Source organism: Flavobacterium jumunjinense, assembly GCF_021650975.2.
GTDB lineage: Bacteria > Bacteroidota > Bacteroidia > Flavobacteriales > Flavobacteriaceae > Flavobacterium > Flavobacterium jumunjinense.
Map to the genome: position 1 here is coordinate 4,347,309 of NZ_CP091285.1, position 19,954 is coordinate 4,367,262.

Below are 19,954 nucleotides of genomic sequence, written 5' to 3' on the forward strand. Positions count from 1 at the left end.
TGAAAACATCATAAAATGAACCATCGTTACTTCCTAAAATCGACTAAAGAACAAAGTCATATTCAGCTAAAAATCGGAATTGTTGCTTTCTTTTTTAACCTCATCATCTTAGCTGTAGCAATAGTTAGTGGTTTCTATATTTTATTCATTTTATCCATAGTAATTACACTTTCCATAATTGCACCCTTCTTTGATGTTCCAACACTTAAGAAAAACGGAAGGTTAATTTATTATTCTTCTCTTTTCATTGCCGAAAAAGAAAAAAACGGAACTATAATAGTTCATGGAGGATCTTTATTCGACTACGTTTTTGTAATAGACAAAACATTAAATGGAATACAAAGAACTAATTTTATACTCCAACACTACTTAGAAGGTCTTTTAAATTTAATAGCAACCTGTGAAAAAGACCACAATACTTCTGTAAAAATAAAAGGAACTACCTATATTCTAAATGAAAGAACAGCTAATAAAATAGGATTAAAAACAACTAAGACCGATTTCATTCAAAAGCTTATTTTAACCTATAATTATGTGAATGTTCTAGTATCGAATTCTATTGCGAAAAAAAAGCTGTCTTTTCCTAATATGAATAATATTAAAACATTCGAATGCGAGATAAATGACCTAATTGAACGAAAAGAATTCATCATCGCATTGAATAATAAATTAAAGAATATTGCTACTAATAGCTTATAAATTAATTACTACTGAAACCTACTTTCTACAATCCTTTTAATGAAACCTTTTCCAATAGTTGGTTATTCATTTAGAAACAAAAGTTACCACCAAACCACTACTCCGTCTGCTCGAGTGTTTATTATGAAATGCGAATAGCGATTTCATAATCCCGAAGCTTCGGGAGTATCGAGAACTTGTGTACTGAAATTCGATTGTATTTATCAAATTTAGATAAATTTTCTTGGCAAAAATGCTATCGAGAAATTATTCTGTACTTTTGAATCTGACAAAAAACTTCTAATTCATGGGTACTACAAAACCAACCAAGAATACAAAAAAAACAGTACGAGATTCCTATATCAGTAGTTCTGCATGGCCTTGGTTTCAGAAAATAATTGTATTTACCATTTTCTCTTTAGTAATCAATCATTTAGCATCGCGCGAAAGTTTTCCAGGTAGTGCATCGTATAGATTTCCTATAGAAGGTTTTTTGTCGTCTATTCTTTTATGTATTCTCATTGGCATCATAGCCGAACTTAATTTTAAATTTTACAAGAAAAAGTATTTCTCTAAAAAAATAGAAAAGATCACTCTCGTAAGGTTTATGGCCTCCACTCTAGGCTATATTACAATGATGTATATTCCTCTAAATATTATTTTAAATATAGTTACAGGAGGGCAAACAACGTTCTATTATTTAGTAATTGGTTTGCTAATTACCTTATTATTGAGTTTTACTTTAATAGGTATATTGTATGCAAAAGACCTCTACAATTTATATAAGCTATCCCTAAAAGATGCTGAAATTACTATTGAAAGCGGTTCGAAAATAACGAAGCTTACCTATGAAAATATTGCCTGCTTTTACAGCGAAAACAAAATTGTGTATACTGTTCGTAATGATGGCACCACCATTACCACCGATTTTACATTGAATGAGCTCGAAGAAAAAATAAACGATCAATTGTTTTTTAGAGCCAATCGGCAAATAATTATTCACAAAGAGGCTATAGACCAAATTGAAAAGATTGAAAATGGCAAATTGCATATTCGGTTAAAAGCAGCTATTGAAAACGATGTGATTGCTGCAATTAATGTAAGTCGTTACAAGCGAAAAGAATTTATAGATTGGTTTGAATAAAGGAAACCAAAAACTACCTACTATTCAGTAATAAATTGATGACCATTCAGTAAAAAAACAAGTATTTAAAAGGGTTTTCAGCCATTTTGTTCCGTATTTCGCTTTGAATTTAAAATCAATAACAATGAACAAAATCACATTACGACAGACAGTAATTCCATTAATTACCGTTGCAATCATCTGCTTTTTATGGTTTGGACCAATACGAATCAGTTACATAGAAAATATCATTATAGCTATAGTAATCATTATAGCGAATTATATAGAATACAAAGGAAAACCATTTGCCGCACTTGGCTTTCAACGTGAAAAATTCACATTCAAAAACATCTTCCTACTTGCTCCATTAGTCGCACTTGGACTCTTCGCTCTTTATGTCTTTGCTGTGGTTCCTGGAATTACAAAACTCACGGGAGTTCCTATAGATTACTCCAATTTTGAACAATTGAGAGGAAATCTTCCAGCCTGTGCCATTGCTTTATTAGTAGTATGGGCAACTGCAGGATTTGGAGAAGAAATCATCTTTCGTGGTTATTTCATGAGACAATTTGTAAAGTTTTTTGGAGAAAGTAAAATTAGTATGGTACTCAATATTGTGCTATTTGCTTGTTTTTTCGGTTTCATGCACCGTTATCAAGGCATTACAGGGCAACTTGTTACAGGGTTTGTCGGAGGACTCTTAGCGCTACTATTCTACTTGCGTAAATACGATTTGTGGTTTATTATTGCAGTACACGGTTTCTTTGACACCATTGCTTTAATTTGTATTTACTTCGGTTTGGCGTAACCTTGACAAGTACTACTCTTACCTCTTGAATTTACCCAATAGACCGTCTATTTGAGTGGTTTTTCAGGAAATTCAAACAGCAATTTCATAAAAAAAGTGCTATTCCCCACCTTTGGAGGGGTGTCCGAAGGACGGGGTGGTTAAAATCCCTCTCTGTCTGTACGAGTATTTTTGTGGAGAGCAACGGAACAAAAATATATCGAGAACTCGTGTACCGAGCACCTTTTCTAAAAAAAAATAAAAAAACTTTCCCTATTTACGTTTTCCCGCAAAAAACAGCAAAAACTTCTCTTTACATTTACAAAATGGAAACAAAAACAGGTAGAAATACCTGTATGGGTTTGTAGGTAATAGTTTAGGTTTGTATCTAGATGCAATAAAAAGGTACGCATAAACAACAAATATAGGTGAGATATGTACTCCTTTAGTAAACATATAAATAAGTTATGCTTTATTCCGCAAAATTATCAACATAATTTCCAACTTTAAAATCATTCATGATAGGATTAAATAGTATTTATAAAGACCATAAATTAGTTTATCTTGACACAAATGTTATAAGTAATATTTGCAAAAAAGGTGACTTGATTAGTAAATTTATGTTGAAATATCCTGTAGATGAAAAACATCTTCTTTGTTTTAGTACTTACACATTATATGAAATAGCAAGAAATGAAACTTTATATAAAGACTTTAAAAGATTCTATTCCATATATCCGTGTGTATTCGTGATTTCATATTTCCCTTTAGGTGCAAAAGAAATAAATTTTATAGCAGGAAATATACCTTTTGTAAATCCTATTTTGCTTTCACCTCAAGGAATTACTTTTGACGGTAGATCACTTAACCCAAATTCTCTTGACTTTTTGTTAGAAAAACCAGAAGTACAAGCTTCTTTTAAGAATGTTGACAGATATACAACGGATTATTATAATGAAGTCATATCAGTATTAGACAAACCTGAATTTAAACACATTAATAAAGACAATATCAAAAACAAGAAAGGTGATTTCGTTCGAGCATTTATGCGATATGAAATAAAATATCGATTTTTAAATGGTCAAAACGTAGAAATCGATAAGAAAAAACTAAAAAAAATGAAATCTTTAGATGTTTTAGCTCACGCTATTTTTTATAAATTCTTTTCAGACAAACAACGAAAAATAGAACAATCCGATATTATAGATATCCTAATAATGACCACAACTCCATATGTTCATACTTTTATTTCTGAAAATAATGCGATTGATATATTGAAAAAAATAAAAAAACAGACAACAGCTATTAATAAAATCAACCTACATACATTGTCCGATATTCAAAAATAAACAAAGCATAACACCGTGTACAATTAATGGCTAGTCCTAGCCTGCTTACAAAAATCCTCGCGGATTTCTATCTGTGATTTATTTACTAACTTTAGTGCTTAAACACGCAACTAATCTTATACAGAACCGTTAGCTTTAATTATGAAAAACATTTTAATATTAATTTTCCTGAATTCTTTATTTGGATTTTCTCAAAATTCAGAGCTGATAATCCTACACCAAAATGATACCCTGAAAAGTTCAGAGTTTGATTTGTTAATATCTACCAATAATGGATTCTTTAAAATAAATAACTCTAATAAAATACTTTATGAAAAGTATGAATTTCAAAATAATGAAGTAAAATCAATAAGTTTAATTCAAGAAAATGATACTTTATATTTTTTTAGAAAAAACAATCAAAAACTGACCTTTGAAAAAGATGATACAGGTTATAAATCTTTAAGTTTGTCTTTTAATGTCAATGGCAAAAGCAAGACGACTTTTGATTTTGAATTATGCAAAAAATCTAAAACAGACATTATAATTAATCTAGTCAATAATAAGTTTAAAAAAGTGTATAAAGAGCTAGTCATTGGAATTGAAAATCCTGAAGGCAAATATGACGAAGAATTCACTTCTAGATATAACATCCGAAAAACGAAAAAGAAGTTTCGAAAAAGAAAAAAAGAACTGAATAAATATTTTAAAGAAACAGAATTTCTGACTATTTCGTTCGGAAATACTATAAGTATTGGAGAAACAACTAAAGCTGACAATGTAAATAAAAAATAGCGCAAGTAGTTGCTAACCCACTGCACAAAGCCTCCTGACTTTGCGCTAAACAATAAAAAAAACATCTACTCAAACACTTAGACCTCAAAGTCATGAGACTTTGCAGAGCCGAGGTTGCTTTTTTTATAGTACTCTTTCAAGTCATGCTGTAAGCTTCTAATGCGATGCTTACAGCATGACAAGTTTATGGAGAGTCATTTTTGTGGATAGCACTTTTACAACACAATAAGCAATCTTAAACATCTTACTCACACCCAAACTTGTCTCCCTGTTAAGGGTCGCATTAGCTTGGTTTATTTGTTTTTTTGAATTCTTTTGCACTTCACTAAAACAGTGCCTAGTACTAACTAAACATGAAGCATAGACCCGATAGAAACAGCATCCTGTTATTGCGAGGAACGAAGTAATAACAGATAGAGTGGATAGCGGGACTGGTTTACTACCGAAGTGCGATTTTTGTGCTTCTAAAAACAAACGCAACTATCTCGGCAAGCACTACTCTCACTACCAATGTGTTAAATAAAAATTAAAATATATTTTCGAATACTAGAAAAGTAGTAAAATTGACACAAATTTATAAACACAACAAATATGTCAAATTTATCTGAAAACAGAATCAATGTGGTTCTTGCTGCGGCAGACGTTACCACGATTAACGAGAGTATCAACGCTATATTGAGCAAGATACCAGAAAACACTACGCTTACAGACACGCAACGCAATAGCTACACGGCTATTGATGTGAGTAACAAAGTATTTTCGGAAGATGTGCTTACCGAGGCTAGGGCTACTGGAACGGGTGTTTTGCCTCCTTATATTGACTTGGATGCGTTGCAAAATGACTTAACTATTTTTAACCAATTGGACGCTATTGAATCGGGGTTAACGAATCTTTTACAACGTGTGAAAGATGCAAAACGAATTGCTGGTCATGAAGCTTTTGGAATGGCAAACAAAGCGTACAAAAGTTACCGCGATGCTTCGGATTCGGGTATAGCCAACGCAAAATCGGGCTATGACAAATTGAAAGTCCGTTTCGAATCGCAAGGAAAAAGTGGTGGTCGAGGACTTTCTCCTGATTTACAATAAAAAGAAAAACGATAGAACTGCTAACTATAAAGGTTAGCAGTTTTTTTTTGAACAAAATGAATGCATTTATTAAACTAAATAGCACAGTTACTAAATTAAATAGCGCATTTATTAAATTAAATAGCACAATTACTAAACTAAATAGCACATTTACTAAACTAAATAGCACATTTATTAAACTAAATAGCGCATTTATTAAATTAAATAGTGTAATTATTAAACTAAATAGCGCATTTATTAAATTAAATAGCACAATTACTAAACTAAATAGCGCATTTACTAAATTAAATAGCGCATTTACTAAACTAAATAGCACATTTACTAAATTAAATAGCGCATTTATTAAACTAAATAGCGCATTTACTAAATTAAATAGCGCATTTACTAAATTAAATAGCGCATTTATTAAATTTAGTTTAAAAAAACACTTACTTTTATGTAGCTATTTAATAAATGATTCATTACTCTTTTAAATTTAGCAACCGTTATATTTAATAGTAGTGCTCTTTAATAAAACAATAAAAACATGGAGACCTTACACATAGGAGATTTAATAAAAAAACAAATCGACAGCAGAAAAATAGCTAAAAGTGCATTAGCAAGAAAAATTAAAAAAACGGATGCTACCATTTTATATTATCAAAGGCAAGCCTCCTTAAAAACAGACATTATTTTAAACCTTTCTATTGCCTTAAAGCACAACTTTTTTCAAGATCTTGCCGATTTGTTGCCTAGTACCTACTCGGCTGCTCATCCTGAAACGGAAACTAAAGATATAACTATAGCGCAATTGCAAGAGGAAATTAAAATTCTTAAAGCAGAAAAAGAGGTGTTGTTGCAGGTGTTGAAGAAATAGGTTTTTGGCTCTACACCTGTCAGGTTTTAGAAACCTGACAGGTGTAGCTCTTGATACTTTTTAACTCCGTTACGCTACGTTAAAAAACTCGAACTGACGGAGTGTTAATACAGAAATTTCTTTTCAACACAAGCTAAGTCTCTTCGAGTACGAAGCGTATTGAGAAGTTTTGGTTGTGCATCAAAATTGTATAATTATGTGGAGCGAGTGTTTATAAAATCTAACAGCTTTACAAAAGTGCCAAAAACATCATGTTAACAACGGCTTTGGTTATTTTTTATATACAATATTGTACTCAGTTTCTTTCTTAATTGTTTCCACTTGTTTGGACTTTATAATTTCCTTTTAATACTTCTTCCACATCTTTCTTTAGTTTTTCATATTCTATAGGTGAATTATATGTATAAGACCATAAAGTGCCACTTACTTCATTCGTTGCTTTTGCCAATCTCTTAGTTAAAACATAATCGGGCATTTTCTCTTCAATCTTATGAACTTTTAAAACGTGAAGTCGATATAATTCAACTTTATCTTCCCCATTCTCATCAGTGCTATAAACATAATAAACAATTTTTGAAAAACTTCCTTTAGATTCTTCATCTCCTAATTCAGCAAACCATTCATAACCCCAAATGTTTTTATCTTCCCATTTAAACATTTCGAAACTGTAATTTTGGTTTATGCCTTCGGGTAATTTCTTTTGTTTATATGCTTCGTAAAGAATATTTTGATATTCTCTTGCTTTTTGATAATTATTAGTTGCGAAGCAATTTTGAATTATGGTTTTAATTATGAAATATTTTTTCTCATCATTCCAAAAAGGTCTAATATATTCTTTCTCATCATCAATATATTTTAGAAATTCATTCAAATACTTGTTCGATTCTTCATATTTTTCTTGCTTTCTTAAATTATCTCTTTCAAAAAAATAAATCATTGCAATCTGGTCTGCTACATATTTATAATCACTTGTTTCTTTTGGGAGTTGCGATTTTATATTATTATAAACTTCTCTTGCTTTAACATAATCTTTTTCTTCAAATTTAGAATCTCCAATTGTAAAAAGACTATCTATTTTGGATTGCCCAATTGATAAAAAAGAAATTAGTATAAAAATTATTCGAATTGTTTTTTTCATTGTTTTTTAAAATTTAATACTATGTATATGTGTTTTAAGCTCCTAATCTAGCAAATTTAAACTAAATAGAAAATCTATATTTTTTTGTAAATAGCCTTGAACTAAACAATTAATGATATACTTTGTTACCATTCTGTCTTTTTTTATTCTAAAAGTGTATTTCTTTATCTACAAAGTGTATTAATTCGTTAATCGATTTAATTTCTTTTATTATTTCCATTTTTGCATTAAGGGTTTCCTTTTCTGATACTGAAAATGTTATACTATAATCATTACAACCATCGATAATTCTCTTCTTTAAGTTTTCTATTGTTTCAACTCCTATTCTATTTGAAGGATAAGAAAATTCAGTTTTAGTTTTTTTGTCATAATGTTCGTGACATAATTTATAAGTTTTTCCAAAACTATCAATAACAATTTCTAATTCATCAACATTTTTTGATAAATGCTCATTTAATGCCCAATGTCCAATTATTGCTTCTTCAATAATTTCAGTCGGTTTATTATAAACTTCAAAATCCCAAAGTACATGACAAAACAATAATATTGGATAACTCAATTCGTCATTATCTATTGATTCATAGATTTTATTCAGGTGTTCATTCCATTCTAAATTTACTTTTTCTTCCATTTTTTGGTAAAGTTTCTATTTCAAAATTCTATTTGGAATTAACTTATCTAAAATCGACAACGTTAGTATTAATACAGGTTCTCGATACTTTTTAACTCCGTTGCTCTCCGTTAAAAAACTCGAACTGACGGAGTGCTAAATACATCAATTTATTTTCAACGCAATCAATAAACACAAGCTACGTTACTTAGAGTGTGAAGCGTATCGAGAAGTTATGGTTGTGCCTCAAAATTGTATAATTAAGTGAAGCGGAGATGTTAATTTTTCGGATTAATATAGATCCGATTTTTTATTTTTCCAATTAGATAAAATTTCATTAAAATCTGTTAACATGAGTTCAAAATTATAATCCAATTTCTTCGTTTTTAATTTTTCTACCGTTTTGTTTATGGCAAATGAAAAATATTCGTATAGCTTAATTCTTTGTTCTGAATGACTTAACTCACTGAATTCTTTTTCAAAATGTATGGTTATTTTTGTGTTTCCTGTATCTTTTTTATAAGGACCAAATTCATATCTATTTCTTAAAAAATATCCGTTTTCTTCTATTTCTTTTTTTGAAAACATTTTCTGTATTTCAATATAAGCATTTTTACTGGTCATTTTTTTATCACTTTCGCTTATGATATAGTTTGCTTTACAAGCGTAATGGTCAAAATAACTGAACGAACAGTTTAGAATAATTCGATTCACTTTTCTACCGTATTTTTCTGGTTGCATTTTTTGATTTAACTCTACTTGAAGTTCTTTATTAATCGATTCAATTACTTCTTTTGAATTTTCATAACAGTTACTAATGCCTCTTTGTATCCAAATAGGGTTTTTAGGAATCCAATTTCGTTGACTTTGTAGCTTACTATCTTTTATATTCTCTTTTGTTATATAATCTGATAGAATTGTTTTTCGTTGACTGTTGTCATCGGGACTTGAATGAAAACTGGTTCTTCCTTGTTCCATTGTTATTCCGTTTTTTCTTTTAGACCAAATTGCGTCAACAAAACGAGGTTTTCCAAACTTATTAATAAAACAGGTCATTGGGTTACCATTAAAAAATATTCCTTTCAATGCTTCTAATGGCTCATGATTTCCCCAACCAACTATCGCTAAGCTTTCACAAATACGTACACATTTATTCCAATCTTCTGCATTTTTATAATCTGCATATTTTGTGAATTGCTCTAAAAGATTATTTCTTAAATCGTCTGTATTATTTTGTTTTAGCAAATAATTTTCTAATTCATCAAGGGTTTCAAGTGCAACTATTTTATTTATCATTTTAATCTTTTATCGTGTTAGGTACAGATAAACCCAACTATTGTTGTGTTTTCTTTACAAACTAAAACTTTTCTTTTTAACCTTGCAATACTTATAAATATGTAGTCAGATAGTTTTATTTCAGAAGTCGGTCAATTTCCTTTTCGATTACATTTGACCCATCTGAAAATCCAATAAACGATTTAACTACAATTCCATTTTGGTCAATTAAAAAACTATTTGGAATTGTAGTTACTGCGTATTTGTTAACATTCTCCCCTTTCATTCCTTTTAAATCAGAAATATTCAACCAATTAATTTTGTCGTCTTCACTGGATTTTCGCCAAGATTTTTCATTAGTATCAAGTGAATAACTAATAATAATAAAGTCTTCTTTATTGTATTTTTTAACTAATTCTGGAAACTCATTTTTATTTTGTAACCTACAAGGATAACAACCTGGTGCCCAAAAGTCTAATAAAATAATTTTTCCTAAATGGTCAGATAATTTGTGTTTCTCTCCATTTAAGTCTTTTCCAATAATGTCTCTAAATTTATCTCCAACTTTTATGTCAATAGTTTTTGCATAAGTAAGCAACTCTTGTCCTTTCGCTGAATTTGAGTTTATAGAATCTAATTTTTCATAAAACACTAATAAACTATCTTTTGAAATTTCTTTTTTCTTGTATAATAATTCATTCAGCGTCATTTGGTTATTGGCATTTGAAAACAGAAAATCAATTTCTTTAGAAGCTCTGTTTGCTTTATCACTATTTGTAGAGATAGAATCGTATTTTAAATATAAATTCGTTTGATAAGAACCAATCACTTTAGCATTAATGAAGTCCGAATAATCTCCAATAATTGAGATGTCTTGATTTTCTAAAAAGAAAAACTTATAAGGTTCAATCTGTTTTTTGTTTTTGTCATAAAATTCCAAATAACAAAGCGATGGCAAATCTACTTTTCCAGAAAAATTAAAACTCTGGTTTAGAACATAAGCTGAATCTATGTTCTTATCAATATCTCTATTATAGAGATAAACTTTCGTACTGTCTGGAAAATTTTTCGCAGTAACTGTTAAATTAAAAATTTCTTTTTTTGTTACTTTTTCTTTCTCCTTACAAGAAGCTATTATTAAGAGGATTGATAACACCAAAAATAGTTTTTTCATAAATGTAGTTTTTTCAATTGTATGGTAAATTGGTTATAGATCTGAAGTTATTAGACCTATACATCCAAAAAGGATAGATGAGTCTGATAATTTTTATTTACTTCTTCAAATCTAAACTATTCTTTTTAACCTTGCAATATGCATAAATGGGAGTAAAGTGAGATAGTTTGTTTTGATTTACGAATTTTGTTTTAAACAAATAATAACTTAAACTTTTTGAAAAAATGTTTCTATAGTGGCTGGAAAAATACTTATATGAATTGATTAGGGTTCATTTTCTTTGTTTCACTATTTTGTTTCACTATTTTTAGTGCATTTGTTAAATAACCATGCAAATCTTTTTTAAGAGTTAATTTAATCAAAAACTTAGCAAATACATTTTTTGGATATATGTTGTAGTTCCATTCAATTTGTGTTTGATTTGTGTTTTTCTTTGTAAATATCCAATCTCCTTCAATTTTTGTTGTTAAATATCGAAGTGTTGATGTGAAATTTTCAACTTTATAAGAGAAAAACTCGTGAGGTATAACTTTTAAAAGTGTTTCTGTAACTTGTGTATCATCCTCAAAAAAAATTGTCCGTACTAATCCTTCTTTTATCCAACTTTCAGTTAAATCTGTTCCAATAATACTTGGTAAGCTTTTATATTTTTTAAAAATATTTGATAAGTCTGATTGTATAGCTGCATTAAATGCTTCTTTTACCGATGAATTTACAATCATTATTACTTTTACTTGCTCGATTTTTTGGGAATTTGTTTTCATATCCATTCTATTTTAATTTATTGCAAATTTGGATTATTGAACTGATATAAAATTTGTCATTTGACAAAAAACGATTTAGATGTTCTTTCGTATTCGACTTAATGAAGATTGTGTTATTCCTAAATATGAAGCTATATGTGATAATGGGATTCTATTTACTAATTGAGGGAATTTTTCAAGAAATGACAGGTATTTTTTACTTGCATCTTCTGATACCATAGGACTTATTATGTTTACTTTATCTACCAAAGCTTTGGTTGTTATTTTGTTTATGATATCGTCCCAATTGATAATTGTTAATGATAATTCTTGCATATCATTATATGAAATGGTTAATATTTTACAATCTAATACTGCTTGTATGTATTGCGAAGCAGGAATTTTTGCATTATAACTATCAAGGTCTACAACAAATCTATTTTCAGAAACAAAGTATTTAGTAATTTCATCACCTTTTTTATTATAATAGCATATCCGCAATATTCCATCACTAACAAACCCTATTTCTTTTGCTACCTTTCCTGCTTCAGAAAAGTACTTATCCTTAGGTAAATGCACTTGTCTAACTTTCGAAATAATCAAATCTATTTGTTGTTGATTAAGATTTCCAAACTGTAATAAATAGTCAATTAATTTTTCCATCTAACAAAATTAAGATAATTTTCACTTCTTAAAATTGTCAAATGACAAATAATCCAATTTGTTTATTATTACTATTAATAAAGCAATTTTATTGAATAATTGTGTTAATAGTCATTTATATCCTTTATTACTTAAACCCAAATTACCCATTAGAATTCTATTACGAAAAATAGCTGCTTTATATTTACTTCTGTGCTCAGTTTTACGTCCTCAATGTAGCTAATGCAACATTTATGGATCAAAACTTCCGTACTTCGCTACTATTTTGCATCTATTTCTCTCATAACAAAGTCTAATGCGTAATCTGGGTTAAAAACTATAACTGACGATTAATAATTTAACCAATCTGTCTTATGAACTCCCGTCTAAAGAAGGGAATATTATAGCTGTATTTATATTCTCTTTCATGAACAAAAAACTGCCTTTTCAGGCAGCTTTTGTTTTGTAAATAAAATAGTGTTTTACTTATTTAATAATTAACTTTTTTTGTTCTTCATTAAAATGCACGATATAGATGCCTGCATTTAGAGCTGCTAAATCGGCTTTTTGTGAATGTCCTACTGCTATTTTTTTACCCGTAATATCATATATTGTCCAATCGTATTCTTTATCAAAATGAATATAATCTGTTGCAGGGTTTGGGTAAAAAGAACTTGAAGTTGCTTTTTCTATAACTAAGCTTTCTCTTGCGGTAGAAGCGGTAGTAAAGTTAAACCAGTTTAAATTAAATCCAGAGCGTACTACTTCTAGTTTTATTTTGTGTGTTCCTTGCGGTAAATCAATCGTACTATTATGGGTTTGCCAATTTTGCCAACCACCTGTAACAGGTAAATCAATTACTTTTTTAATTTGATTGTCTACTAGAACATTAATGCGTCCACTAGAAGCAAGACTTGCTACTCTTATATCAAAATAATAATTGCTTGTATTGGCTACTGTTACACTATACTCTAAAATGTCGTTTGCATCTAAAAAACCAACATTTTTTCCAGCACCCGCATCTGAAGTATCTTCTAGTTGGGTTCCAAAAGTATACGAATAGTTTTCTGCTTCAATCTTTCCTGGAATAACCAAACCCGAAGGATTAGAATCAACAAATTTGAACCAATTTAAATTGAACCCAGCTGTAGCAACTTGAAGCCTTATAATATGGATTCCAGAAGGTAAGTTGATATTTTTTGTAATAGTTTGCCAGTTTTGCCATCCGTTTGTTAAAGGAATGTTGATAGTTTGGTTGTACTGACCGTCGATAAAGACATTAAGGGCTCCGTTTGCTGAAGTACTAGCGATTCGCAAATCGAAATTATAATTGGATGTCGCTGCTACATTTACCTTATAGTCCATCCAATCGTCGGTTTCTAAATAGCCTACATTTTGTCCTAAACCGTTGTCGGTAGTGTTCTCTAATTCTGTTCCCACTTGGCTAGCGTATTGTTCTGCTTCAACTTTACCGGGTATGAGATGCGTTGTAGGAACTGGTGGATTATTTTGAAAAGCATATTGGATTTCAGCCACTATAGGAAAATGATCAGAAGCAACCGAAGTGTTAATTACCCAAGAATATTGGGATGTATATTTTGCATCATTAGGACAATAGATATAATCGAATTTAGTTCTAAAACCAGTATTTACATTGCCTGTTGGGTGAACATCTCTGTACGTATCTCTACATTTAATAGGATTATCAGGTCCGTTTTTCATCCACAAAGTAACAGCATCATCTTCGTTTGAATTAAAATCTCCTGTAGCAAATACTGGGTCTGATTGTATGGCTCTATTAGCCATGCGCTGCGTGAGTAGTTTCATGCTTTTAAGTCGCTCATTAGGTAAATCAGGAGTAGGAAAATGTACATTAAATACATAGAACCCTTTACCTGTAGCTTTTTCTATTAAGTGGACATACGTACAAATTCGGTTATAAGAACCTCCAAATCGCGATGGAACGTTTGGTGTATCTGACATCCAAAAATTACCAGAATTAGGGGTGTCTAAAGTGTACTTATCGCCTTTATAGAAAATCCAAGAACCTTCCCCATTGTTACCACCGTCACGCCCCGTTCCAAACCAAGCATAGCCTGTTTGTTGTTGTAAATAATCGCGCTGATAGTTAACTGCTTCTTGTGTGCCAATAACATCGGCTTGAGTGGTATTAATGATATAAGCAGCATTTGCCTTTCGGTAATCCCAATCGGTACCGTATGGCTGTTGGATATTAAAAGACATCATTTTGAGTTTCAAATTTTGTGCTTTTACAATAGTAATTTTGCAAAAGACAAATAGTAAAAGAAGTACTAGTTTTTTGTTTGTTTTCATGTTTGTTTATATAAATTGTAAGTCGTCTAAATTAATAAATTAATAGTTCTTGACCGATAAAAAACTGAACTTCAAACGAATAAATTTCGAATTCTATTTTCAATAAGCACTTCTTCTTTACTGTTAAAATCTAAAGCAATTTTACTTTCTTTGAATGCTATTTGAAACAGCAAAAGAGTGTTTTTCTTATTATTCTTTTCCATAAGGCTTATCTATTCTTTTTTTCATAATGAAAATAGAATTTTATAATGTGCTTTTTGATAAAAGGATGAGACAAATTGATAGTAATTACTTGAATTTACAACTTGCTTTACTTTCTTTTCTTGCTCTCTATTTTGACAATACGATTGTATATGATTTCCGACAAATTCCAATTGTATCCATCAAAATTAGTTGTATTCATGAATTGTACAATAACCATATCGGTTTCTTTGTGGTATTTCGCGAAGCTCTGATAACCTGGAAGCAGTCCGCCATGTTCGTAGACGTAAATAGAAGAATAGATTTCTTGTTCACCATTTTTAAACAAGGATCCATCATTTAAAGCTCTTATGAATGTTCCCACATCTTTTGCGGTCGCTATCATGGATCCTGCTGGACTTGTAAAATTATTATATTTCATATCTTCCTCATAATCTACGTAGTAACCACTCATAACGTCGTCTAAATTTACTTCGCTTTGCAAACAATATGTATTGTTTAGCCCAAGTGGCATTAGAATTTCATTCTTAATATATTGATGATGGCTATGTCCTAAAGTTGTATCGAGAATTTCTCCTATCAATAAATAATTTGTATTTGAATAACTATATTTTTTATCTGGTGCAAAATCGGCTGGTTTGTCTACTATTAAAGCGAGTGTTTCTTTATTGTTTTTGGTCGATTCTTCCCAATAACCAGGAGTGTCGGTAAAGTTGGGAATTCCACTTCTGTGTTGTACCATCATTCTCAAAGTAATTTTATCTGCGTTTTCAATTCTTCCTTTAAGTTCTGGTAGGTATTCTGCGAGGGTTTTATCTAAAGACAGTTGTTTGTTACTAACCAATTTAGTGACTGCCACAGCAACATATAATTTGGTGATACTGCCAATTTTGAATAGCGCATTCGGATCGGTTGGAATTTTCTTTTTTCTATCTTTCCAACCTGCTGTATAAAACGCTGGTGGTTGACCTGTTTTATCTACATAAACAATCATTCCGTCGAATCCGTAATCAATAGCTTCATTTACTTGCTCTTGTACTGTGTTTGGTAGTGGTAAAACCCAAGCTTTTACCAAAATCCATGGTACGAACGCCAAAGAGGATAGGCTTGCAATAATAAATACTATTCTGAATATTTGCTTTGTTTTGTTTTTTGTCATACCCTTTTTAGACTGTGTACTGTTATTGCTCTTATTCTGACTTTTTCTAGTTTACCCATTTAAGTTGCATTATTGAAAAATAACACCTCAACATGTTTTTATGTTTAGCTTATTCTATTGTGAGGTTTTTTAAAGTCAAATTAGATAAACTTGATAGAGTAGTGTTTTCTCCTACACTAACTGCTTTCATATTTATTTTCTTTTTGGCTGTGTTTACTATAATTCCATTTTTGTTTATTTGATAGGTTATATCTTTATTTGTAAAGGTTAAAGTTTCTACCTTTTTATTGTATACAAACTCGTCGGTATACATCAATTCAATTTTACTGTTTTTGTCTATAAAAATATAGAACAAATAATCTTCAAACGAAAATGCGCGATACACTACCATTTGTTTTTCGTTCTTAAATGTTAAGGAGTAAACTTCAATAATATCTGCATCGTGAGTTAAATAGCTGTGTTTTTCTTCGACCATTTTGTTTCCAACTCTATTTTTTTCAACATAGTCTTCTGTAATTCCATTCGAATTAATTCCATTTTCTACAATTCTCATTGCAATTGGTTTATTTCCTTTTACTTCGAAGGTTGAGAACTGATGCCAACAACAACCACTTTTGGTCATTGTGTTAATTGTTTTTGTTTTGTAATCAATTTGAAACATTCCGCAATATTCTTGAGCTAATCGGGTAAATTCGGCACTATGTTTTAAACCCGTATCACTTTCTAGATAGATCTGAAAAGAAGGACCATGATAACAACTATATTGACCGTCCATAATGGCCAAATCTTTTAAACCGTCAAAATTGAAGTCTTGATAAATGATTATGCTTTGTTCTCCATAGGGCAATTCTAACACATTGGTTTGTATGTTTCCGTTAGTATCTAAATCAAATGTGAACTCTTCTGAATTTATCTTTATGATGCTTTCTTTGTTGTCTTTTTTTAAAATTGAAATTTCTCCTTTTTTGAAAACTTCTTCTTCAAATCCTTTATCAATAGTTAAAACTCCTATGTACTTCTCTGAAAAGCCTTTAATCTCATATTTTGTTTGACCAAATATACTTATTGAAACTAATATTAGCATACTTATTAAATATTTATTCATTTCTTTTATAGTTTGTCAATTCTTTTTTTAAAACTCCTTTATCAACACTTTCGTTAATTAAATTCTCTGCATAATTCCAAATTAACTCTGAACCTTCTTTAATTGCCTTTTTCTTATCGTACACTTTTTCATATGGTACATCAAATTCTGTCCAAGTTCCACCATTATTTGAAACGTTTTGTAATAATGGCTCAAATCTGTCCATTGTTTTTGCAAACTTGGCTTCATCTGTACTACCTTCTTCAAACTCTTCCCAAATTGCAATAAATTCTTTAGCTTGTTCTACTGGCAAGAGTCCAAAAATTCGTTTAGCAGCAATGCGTTCTTCTTCTGTATTTACGTGATTTTTTGAAGTGTCATAAATAAATGTATCTCCTGCATCAATTTCTACAATGTCATGAATTAAAACCATTTTTAGAACCTTTAGAATATCAATCTGTTTGTCTGAATGTTCTGCTAATATGATTGCCATCATTGCCAAATGCCAACTATGCTCAGCATCATTTTCATGCCTGTCGCTATTAAACAGTTTAGTTTTTCGCTGAATGTATTTTAACTTATCAATCTCTTTTATAAAATCGATTTGTTTTAACAAATTGTCTGTATGCATTATTTGATGAGTTTTGATTGAATCAGGTTGCTAATATGATGTTTGAAAGCTCGTTGATTTTCATTCGTTTCTACAAATTTAAAACTATTCTCTTCAAACCCAAAACATATTTAAAAGTCTCCTTTACCAATTTCTAAACTATTCCTCTTTTCGTGTGCTATATGAAACATAGCGCATAAAACGATGGGTTAGAATTATTTTCGTGTGAAATGCAACTTACAAATTATCTAGTATTTGCTTCCTTTTATTTGTCTTTTTTATTTATACAACGTCCTCGTGGTTCATTTCCTTCATGGAGTACAATTTCGGAATGCAGAAATGTTGCTGCTGCTGCTGATTCTTTAACTTTGGTAGCACTGCGTTCTAACATTTCTGATTCAAAGTCTGTTAGCATACTTTTTCGTATTCCTAGTTCTCTCCATTCTGATAAAGGTTTACATCCTTTTGAGATTCCACGAGCCAATGCTAATGCATCTAACAATGCTTGATTCGCACCTTGTCCTTTAAAGGGGCTCATTGGGTGCGCGGCATCTCCAATTAATGTTACTTGTTCTCCTTTTTCTAACAATTCTGGTCTGAGTAACTCACGATCATACACAGGATATCCAGAAATTTGAGCTTCTAGGGTTGCTTTCAAAATTTGAGGAATCGGTTCATGCCATTGGGTTCTACAACAGGCTTCTTCTTTAAGGGCTTGCGTTCCTCGATTACTTAATGTTTTTGCTTCCTCTTCTGGCATTGGGAAGCTTAGTTGCCACATTATCGAATCGGAAGTATAAGGCATCATGTAGATTCGCTCATTACCATTAGCTGTTTGAAAAACTGTAGCCGAATCGAGCAAAGCATTATTCAGTCCTTCAAGAGCATCTAATGGACAAATTCCTAATATTACGATACAACCTAAGTAACGTAAAGGAGTAATATCTTCTCCAATCAACAACTTGCGCACCGAACTACGAATTCCGTCTGCACCAACCACAAGATCGGCTTTACATTGTTTTATTTCTCCGTTTACTTGGAAATTGAGAGCAACACTCTTATCGTCATTTGTTTTAAAATCGATTAACTGATATCCCCAATGTACCGCATCATGTCCTCCAAGTTGTTCTAAGAGTGCTAATCGTAATGATTGTCTTGCGATATGCACATTTGTGCGTTTTGGAGTTGTTTGTGTTTCTGACTGCATCCACTTTCGCATTCCCCATTCGCCAATTACTTTCCCCTCTGTAGTATGAACTAAATGGCGTGTTGAAATTACTCCTTCTTCTAATGAAAAAAGTCCGAAACCTTCTATAGCTTTACTCGCTTGTTGTAAAGTGAGTCCATAACCTTGAGATCGTGCATCGAAACTAGTATCGCGCTCATAAAGTGTGAAAGGAATTCCACGGTGCAAACAAGCCACAGCAAGAGCCACTCCTCCAATTCCTCCTCCAATAATTGCTACATGTGGATAGTTTTCTTTATCTGCTATAGGATGTAGTATAGCAGGAAGTAATCCAGATCCTGAACAGTTTGGACATGTATAGGGTTGACTTTTTGGAGGGATTGGAGCTACTCCTTCTCCATTTGTTTTTTCAAATTGATCGAGTGCAATTTGATACTGGAGTCGGACTTTTTTACGAATTCTCCGCTTTTTTTTTCCTTGTCCTTGACACTCCTGACAAATAGTCCAGCTTGAAACTAGATTTTTTATCATTTTCGCTTCTTCTTTGTTTGACATGATACTATTGAGACGCTATTTTTGATGAACGAGTTTTGAATTCTTCTATTCCTATTAGTTTTTCTTCAACACTTTTTCATAGGCTTTTCTAGGGCTTCCTCTAAAATATACTTCACCACAATAAACATAACCTTGTTTTTCGAAGAGATGCATCATTGCATCGTTATCGAAATTAGTATCGGCTTTTATACTGTAGATATTGTTTTCTAGCGCCAACGTTTCTATGCTTGTCATCATTATTTTAGCCAAACCCTTTCCTAAATAATCTTGTGAAATGGCTACACGATGAAACACGACAAAATCATTGTTTGTGAGCCACTTCCCTACTATTTTTTCATATTCAGGTTCGTCGTTTATTAGAATAGCAGAATAGCCCACAATAGTTTCGCTATGCACTAAAACATAGCCTTGTTCTTTTTCAATATCATTTTGTATGATTTCTGGATTAGGATAACCATCTTGCCATTGATTACTTCCGTCTTCTTTTCTTCTTTGAATGGCTTGTTGTAGTATTGTCCAAATTAAAGGAATTTCTGAAAGTTTGGCTTTTCTAAATTTATATGAGTGTTGCATTGTGTATGAGTGTG

Annotated in this window: 21 protein-coding genes; 8 read left to right on the top strand and 13 right to left on the bottom strand. The window is 30.9% G+C overall.

The window, feature by feature from the left end; translation table 11 throughout:
• The first annotated feature begins 15 nt into the window (after positions 1-15).
• The 8 genes from L2Z92_RS19710 to L2Z92_RS19745 all read left to right on the top strand — a co-directional run bounded on the left by L2Z92_RS19710 (position 16) and on the right by L2Z92_RS19745 (position 6,656).
• The gene (locus L2Z92_RS19710; RefSeq protein ID WP_236456436.1) at positions 16-699 is read left to right on the top strand and encodes a hypothetical protein; all 684 of its coding nucleotides are present in this window, start codon (positions 16-18) and stop codon (positions 697-699) included.
• A 286-nt stretch (positions 700-985) separates the two neighbouring features.
• Positions 986-1,822, top strand: coding sequence for a LytR/AlgR family response regulator transcription factor (locus L2Z92_RS19715; RefSeq protein WP_236456437.1), 837 nt, complete (start codon positions 986-988; stop codon positions 1,820-1,822).
• A gap of 124 nt (positions 1,823-1,946) precedes the next feature.
• The gene (locus tag L2Z92_RS19720) at positions 1,947-2,609 is read left to right on the top strand and encodes a CPBP family intramembrane glutamic endopeptidase (RefSeq protein ID WP_236456438.1); all 663 of its coding nucleotides are present in this window, start codon (positions 1,947-1,949) and stop codon (positions 2,607-2,609) included.
• Positions 2,610-3,106: 497 nt separating this feature from the next.
• On the top strand, positions 3,107-3,937 hold the full coding sequence (locus tag L2Z92_RS19725) for a hypothetical protein (protein ID WP_236456439.1): 831 nt from the start codon (positions 3,107-3,109) through the stop codon (positions 3,935-3,937).
• A gap of 141 nt (positions 3,938-4,078) precedes the next feature.
• Positions 4,079-4,711 (top strand): hypothetical protein, encoded by a 633-nt coding sequence (locus tag L2Z92_RS19730; RefSeq protein ID WP_236456440.1) that lies wholly within the window; start codon positions 4,079-4,081, stop codon positions 4,709-4,711.
• Positions 4,712-5,302: 591 nt separating this feature from the next.
• Positions 5,303-5,800, top strand: a complete 498-nt coding sequence (locus L2Z92_RS19735) for a hypothetical protein (protein ID WP_236456442.1) — start codon at positions 5,303-5,305, stop codon at positions 5,798-5,800.
• A 56-nt stretch (positions 5,801-5,856) separates the two neighbouring features.
• Positions 5,857-6,273 carry a hypothetical protein gene (locus L2Z92_RS19740; protein ID WP_236456443.1) on the top strand — a complete coding sequence of 139 codons (417 nt, stop codon included), beginning with the start codon at positions 5,857-5,859 and terminating at the stop codon, positions 6,271-6,273.
• 53 nt (positions 6,274-6,326) lie between these two features.
• The gene (locus L2Z92_RS19745; protein WP_236453678.1) at positions 6,327-6,656 is read left to right on the top strand and encodes a hypothetical protein; all 330 of its coding nucleotides are present in this window, start codon (positions 6,327-6,329) and stop codon (positions 6,654-6,656) included.
• 307 nt (positions 6,657-6,963) lie between these two features.
• Here the strand turns inward: L2Z92_RS19745 and L2Z92_RS19750 are convergent, their stop codons facing one another.
• The 13 genes from L2Z92_RS19750 to L2Z92_RS19810 all read right to left on the bottom strand — a co-directional run bounded on the left by L2Z92_RS19750 (position 6,964) and on the right by L2Z92_RS19810 (position 19,940).
• Positions 6,964-7,794 (bottom strand): outer membrane protein assembly factor BamD, encoded by an 831-nt coding sequence (locus L2Z92_RS19750; protein ID WP_236456444.1) that lies wholly within the window; start codon positions 7,792-7,794, stop codon positions 6,964-6,966.
• Positions 7,795-7,942: 148 nt separating this feature from the next.
• On the bottom strand, positions 7,943-8,425 hold the full coding sequence (locus L2Z92_RS19755; RefSeq protein WP_236456445.1) for a hypothetical protein: 483 nt from the start codon (positions 8,423-8,425) through the stop codon (positions 7,943-7,945).
• Between the two features lie 270 nt (positions 8,426-8,695).
• Positions 8,696-9,700, bottom strand: coding sequence for a hypothetical protein (locus tag L2Z92_RS19760; RefSeq protein WP_236456446.1), 1,005 nt, complete (start codon positions 9,698-9,700; stop codon positions 8,696-8,698).
• Positions 9,701-9,815: 115 nt separating this feature from the next.
• On the bottom strand, positions 9,816-10,853 hold the full coding sequence (locus L2Z92_RS19765; protein WP_236456447.1) for a TlpA disulfide reductase family protein: 1,038 nt from the start codon (positions 10,851-10,853) through the stop codon (positions 9,816-9,818).
• Positions 10,854-11,104: 251 nt separating this feature from the next.
• On the bottom strand, positions 11,105-11,617 hold the full coding sequence (locus L2Z92_RS19770) for an SRPBCC family protein (protein ID WP_236456448.1): 513 nt from the start codon (positions 11,615-11,617) through the stop codon (positions 11,105-11,107).
• A 75-nt stretch (positions 11,618-11,692) separates the two neighbouring features.
• Positions 11,693-12,259, bottom strand: a complete 567-nt coding sequence (locus L2Z92_RS19775; RefSeq protein ID WP_236456449.1) for a Crp/Fnr family transcriptional regulator — start codon at positions 12,257-12,259, stop codon at positions 11,693-11,695.
• A 465-nt stretch (positions 12,260-12,724) separates the two neighbouring features.
• Positions 12,725-14,572 (bottom strand): carbohydrate-binding protein, encoded by a 1,848-nt coding sequence (locus L2Z92_RS19780; RefSeq protein WP_236456451.1) that lies wholly within the window; start codon positions 14,570-14,572, stop codon positions 12,725-12,727.
• A 71-nt stretch (positions 14,573-14,643) separates the two neighbouring features.
• A complete protein-coding gene (locus L2Z92_RS19785; RefSeq protein ID WP_262912999.1) occupies positions 14,644-14,775 on the bottom strand; it encodes a hypothetical protein in 132 nt (43 codons plus the stop codon).
• A 107-nt stretch (positions 14,776-14,882) separates the two neighbouring features.
• Positions 14,883-15,932, bottom strand: a complete 1,050-nt coding sequence (locus tag L2Z92_RS19790; RefSeq protein WP_236456452.1) for a serine hydrolase domain-containing protein — start codon at positions 15,930-15,932, stop codon at positions 14,883-14,885.
• A 109-nt stretch (positions 15,933-16,041) separates the two neighbouring features.
• Positions 16,042-17,037, bottom strand: a complete 996-nt coding sequence (locus tag L2Z92_RS19795; protein ID WP_236456453.1) for an XAC2610-related protein — start codon at positions 17,035-17,037, stop codon at positions 16,042-16,044.
• On the bottom strand, positions 17,030-17,647 hold the full coding sequence (locus tag L2Z92_RS19800) for an HD domain-containing protein (RefSeq protein ID WP_236456454.1): 618 nt from the start codon (positions 17,645-17,647) through the stop codon (positions 17,030-17,032). The genes L2Z92_RS19795 and L2Z92_RS19800 overlap by 8 nt, the downstream gene beginning before the upstream one ends.
• A 244-nt stretch (positions 17,648-17,891) precedes the next feature.
• On the bottom strand, positions 17,892-19,343 hold the full coding sequence (locus L2Z92_RS19805) for an FAD-dependent oxidoreductase (protein ID WP_264554457.1): 1,452 nt from the start codon (positions 19,341-19,343) through the stop codon (positions 17,892-17,894).
• A 78-nt stretch (positions 19,344-19,421) separates the two neighbouring features.
• On the bottom strand, positions 19,422-19,940 hold the full coding sequence (locus L2Z92_RS19810; protein ID WP_236456456.1) for a GNAT family N-acetyltransferase: 519 nt from the start codon (positions 19,938-19,940) through the stop codon (positions 19,422-19,424).
• Positions 19,941-19,954: the final 14 nt, after the last annotated feature.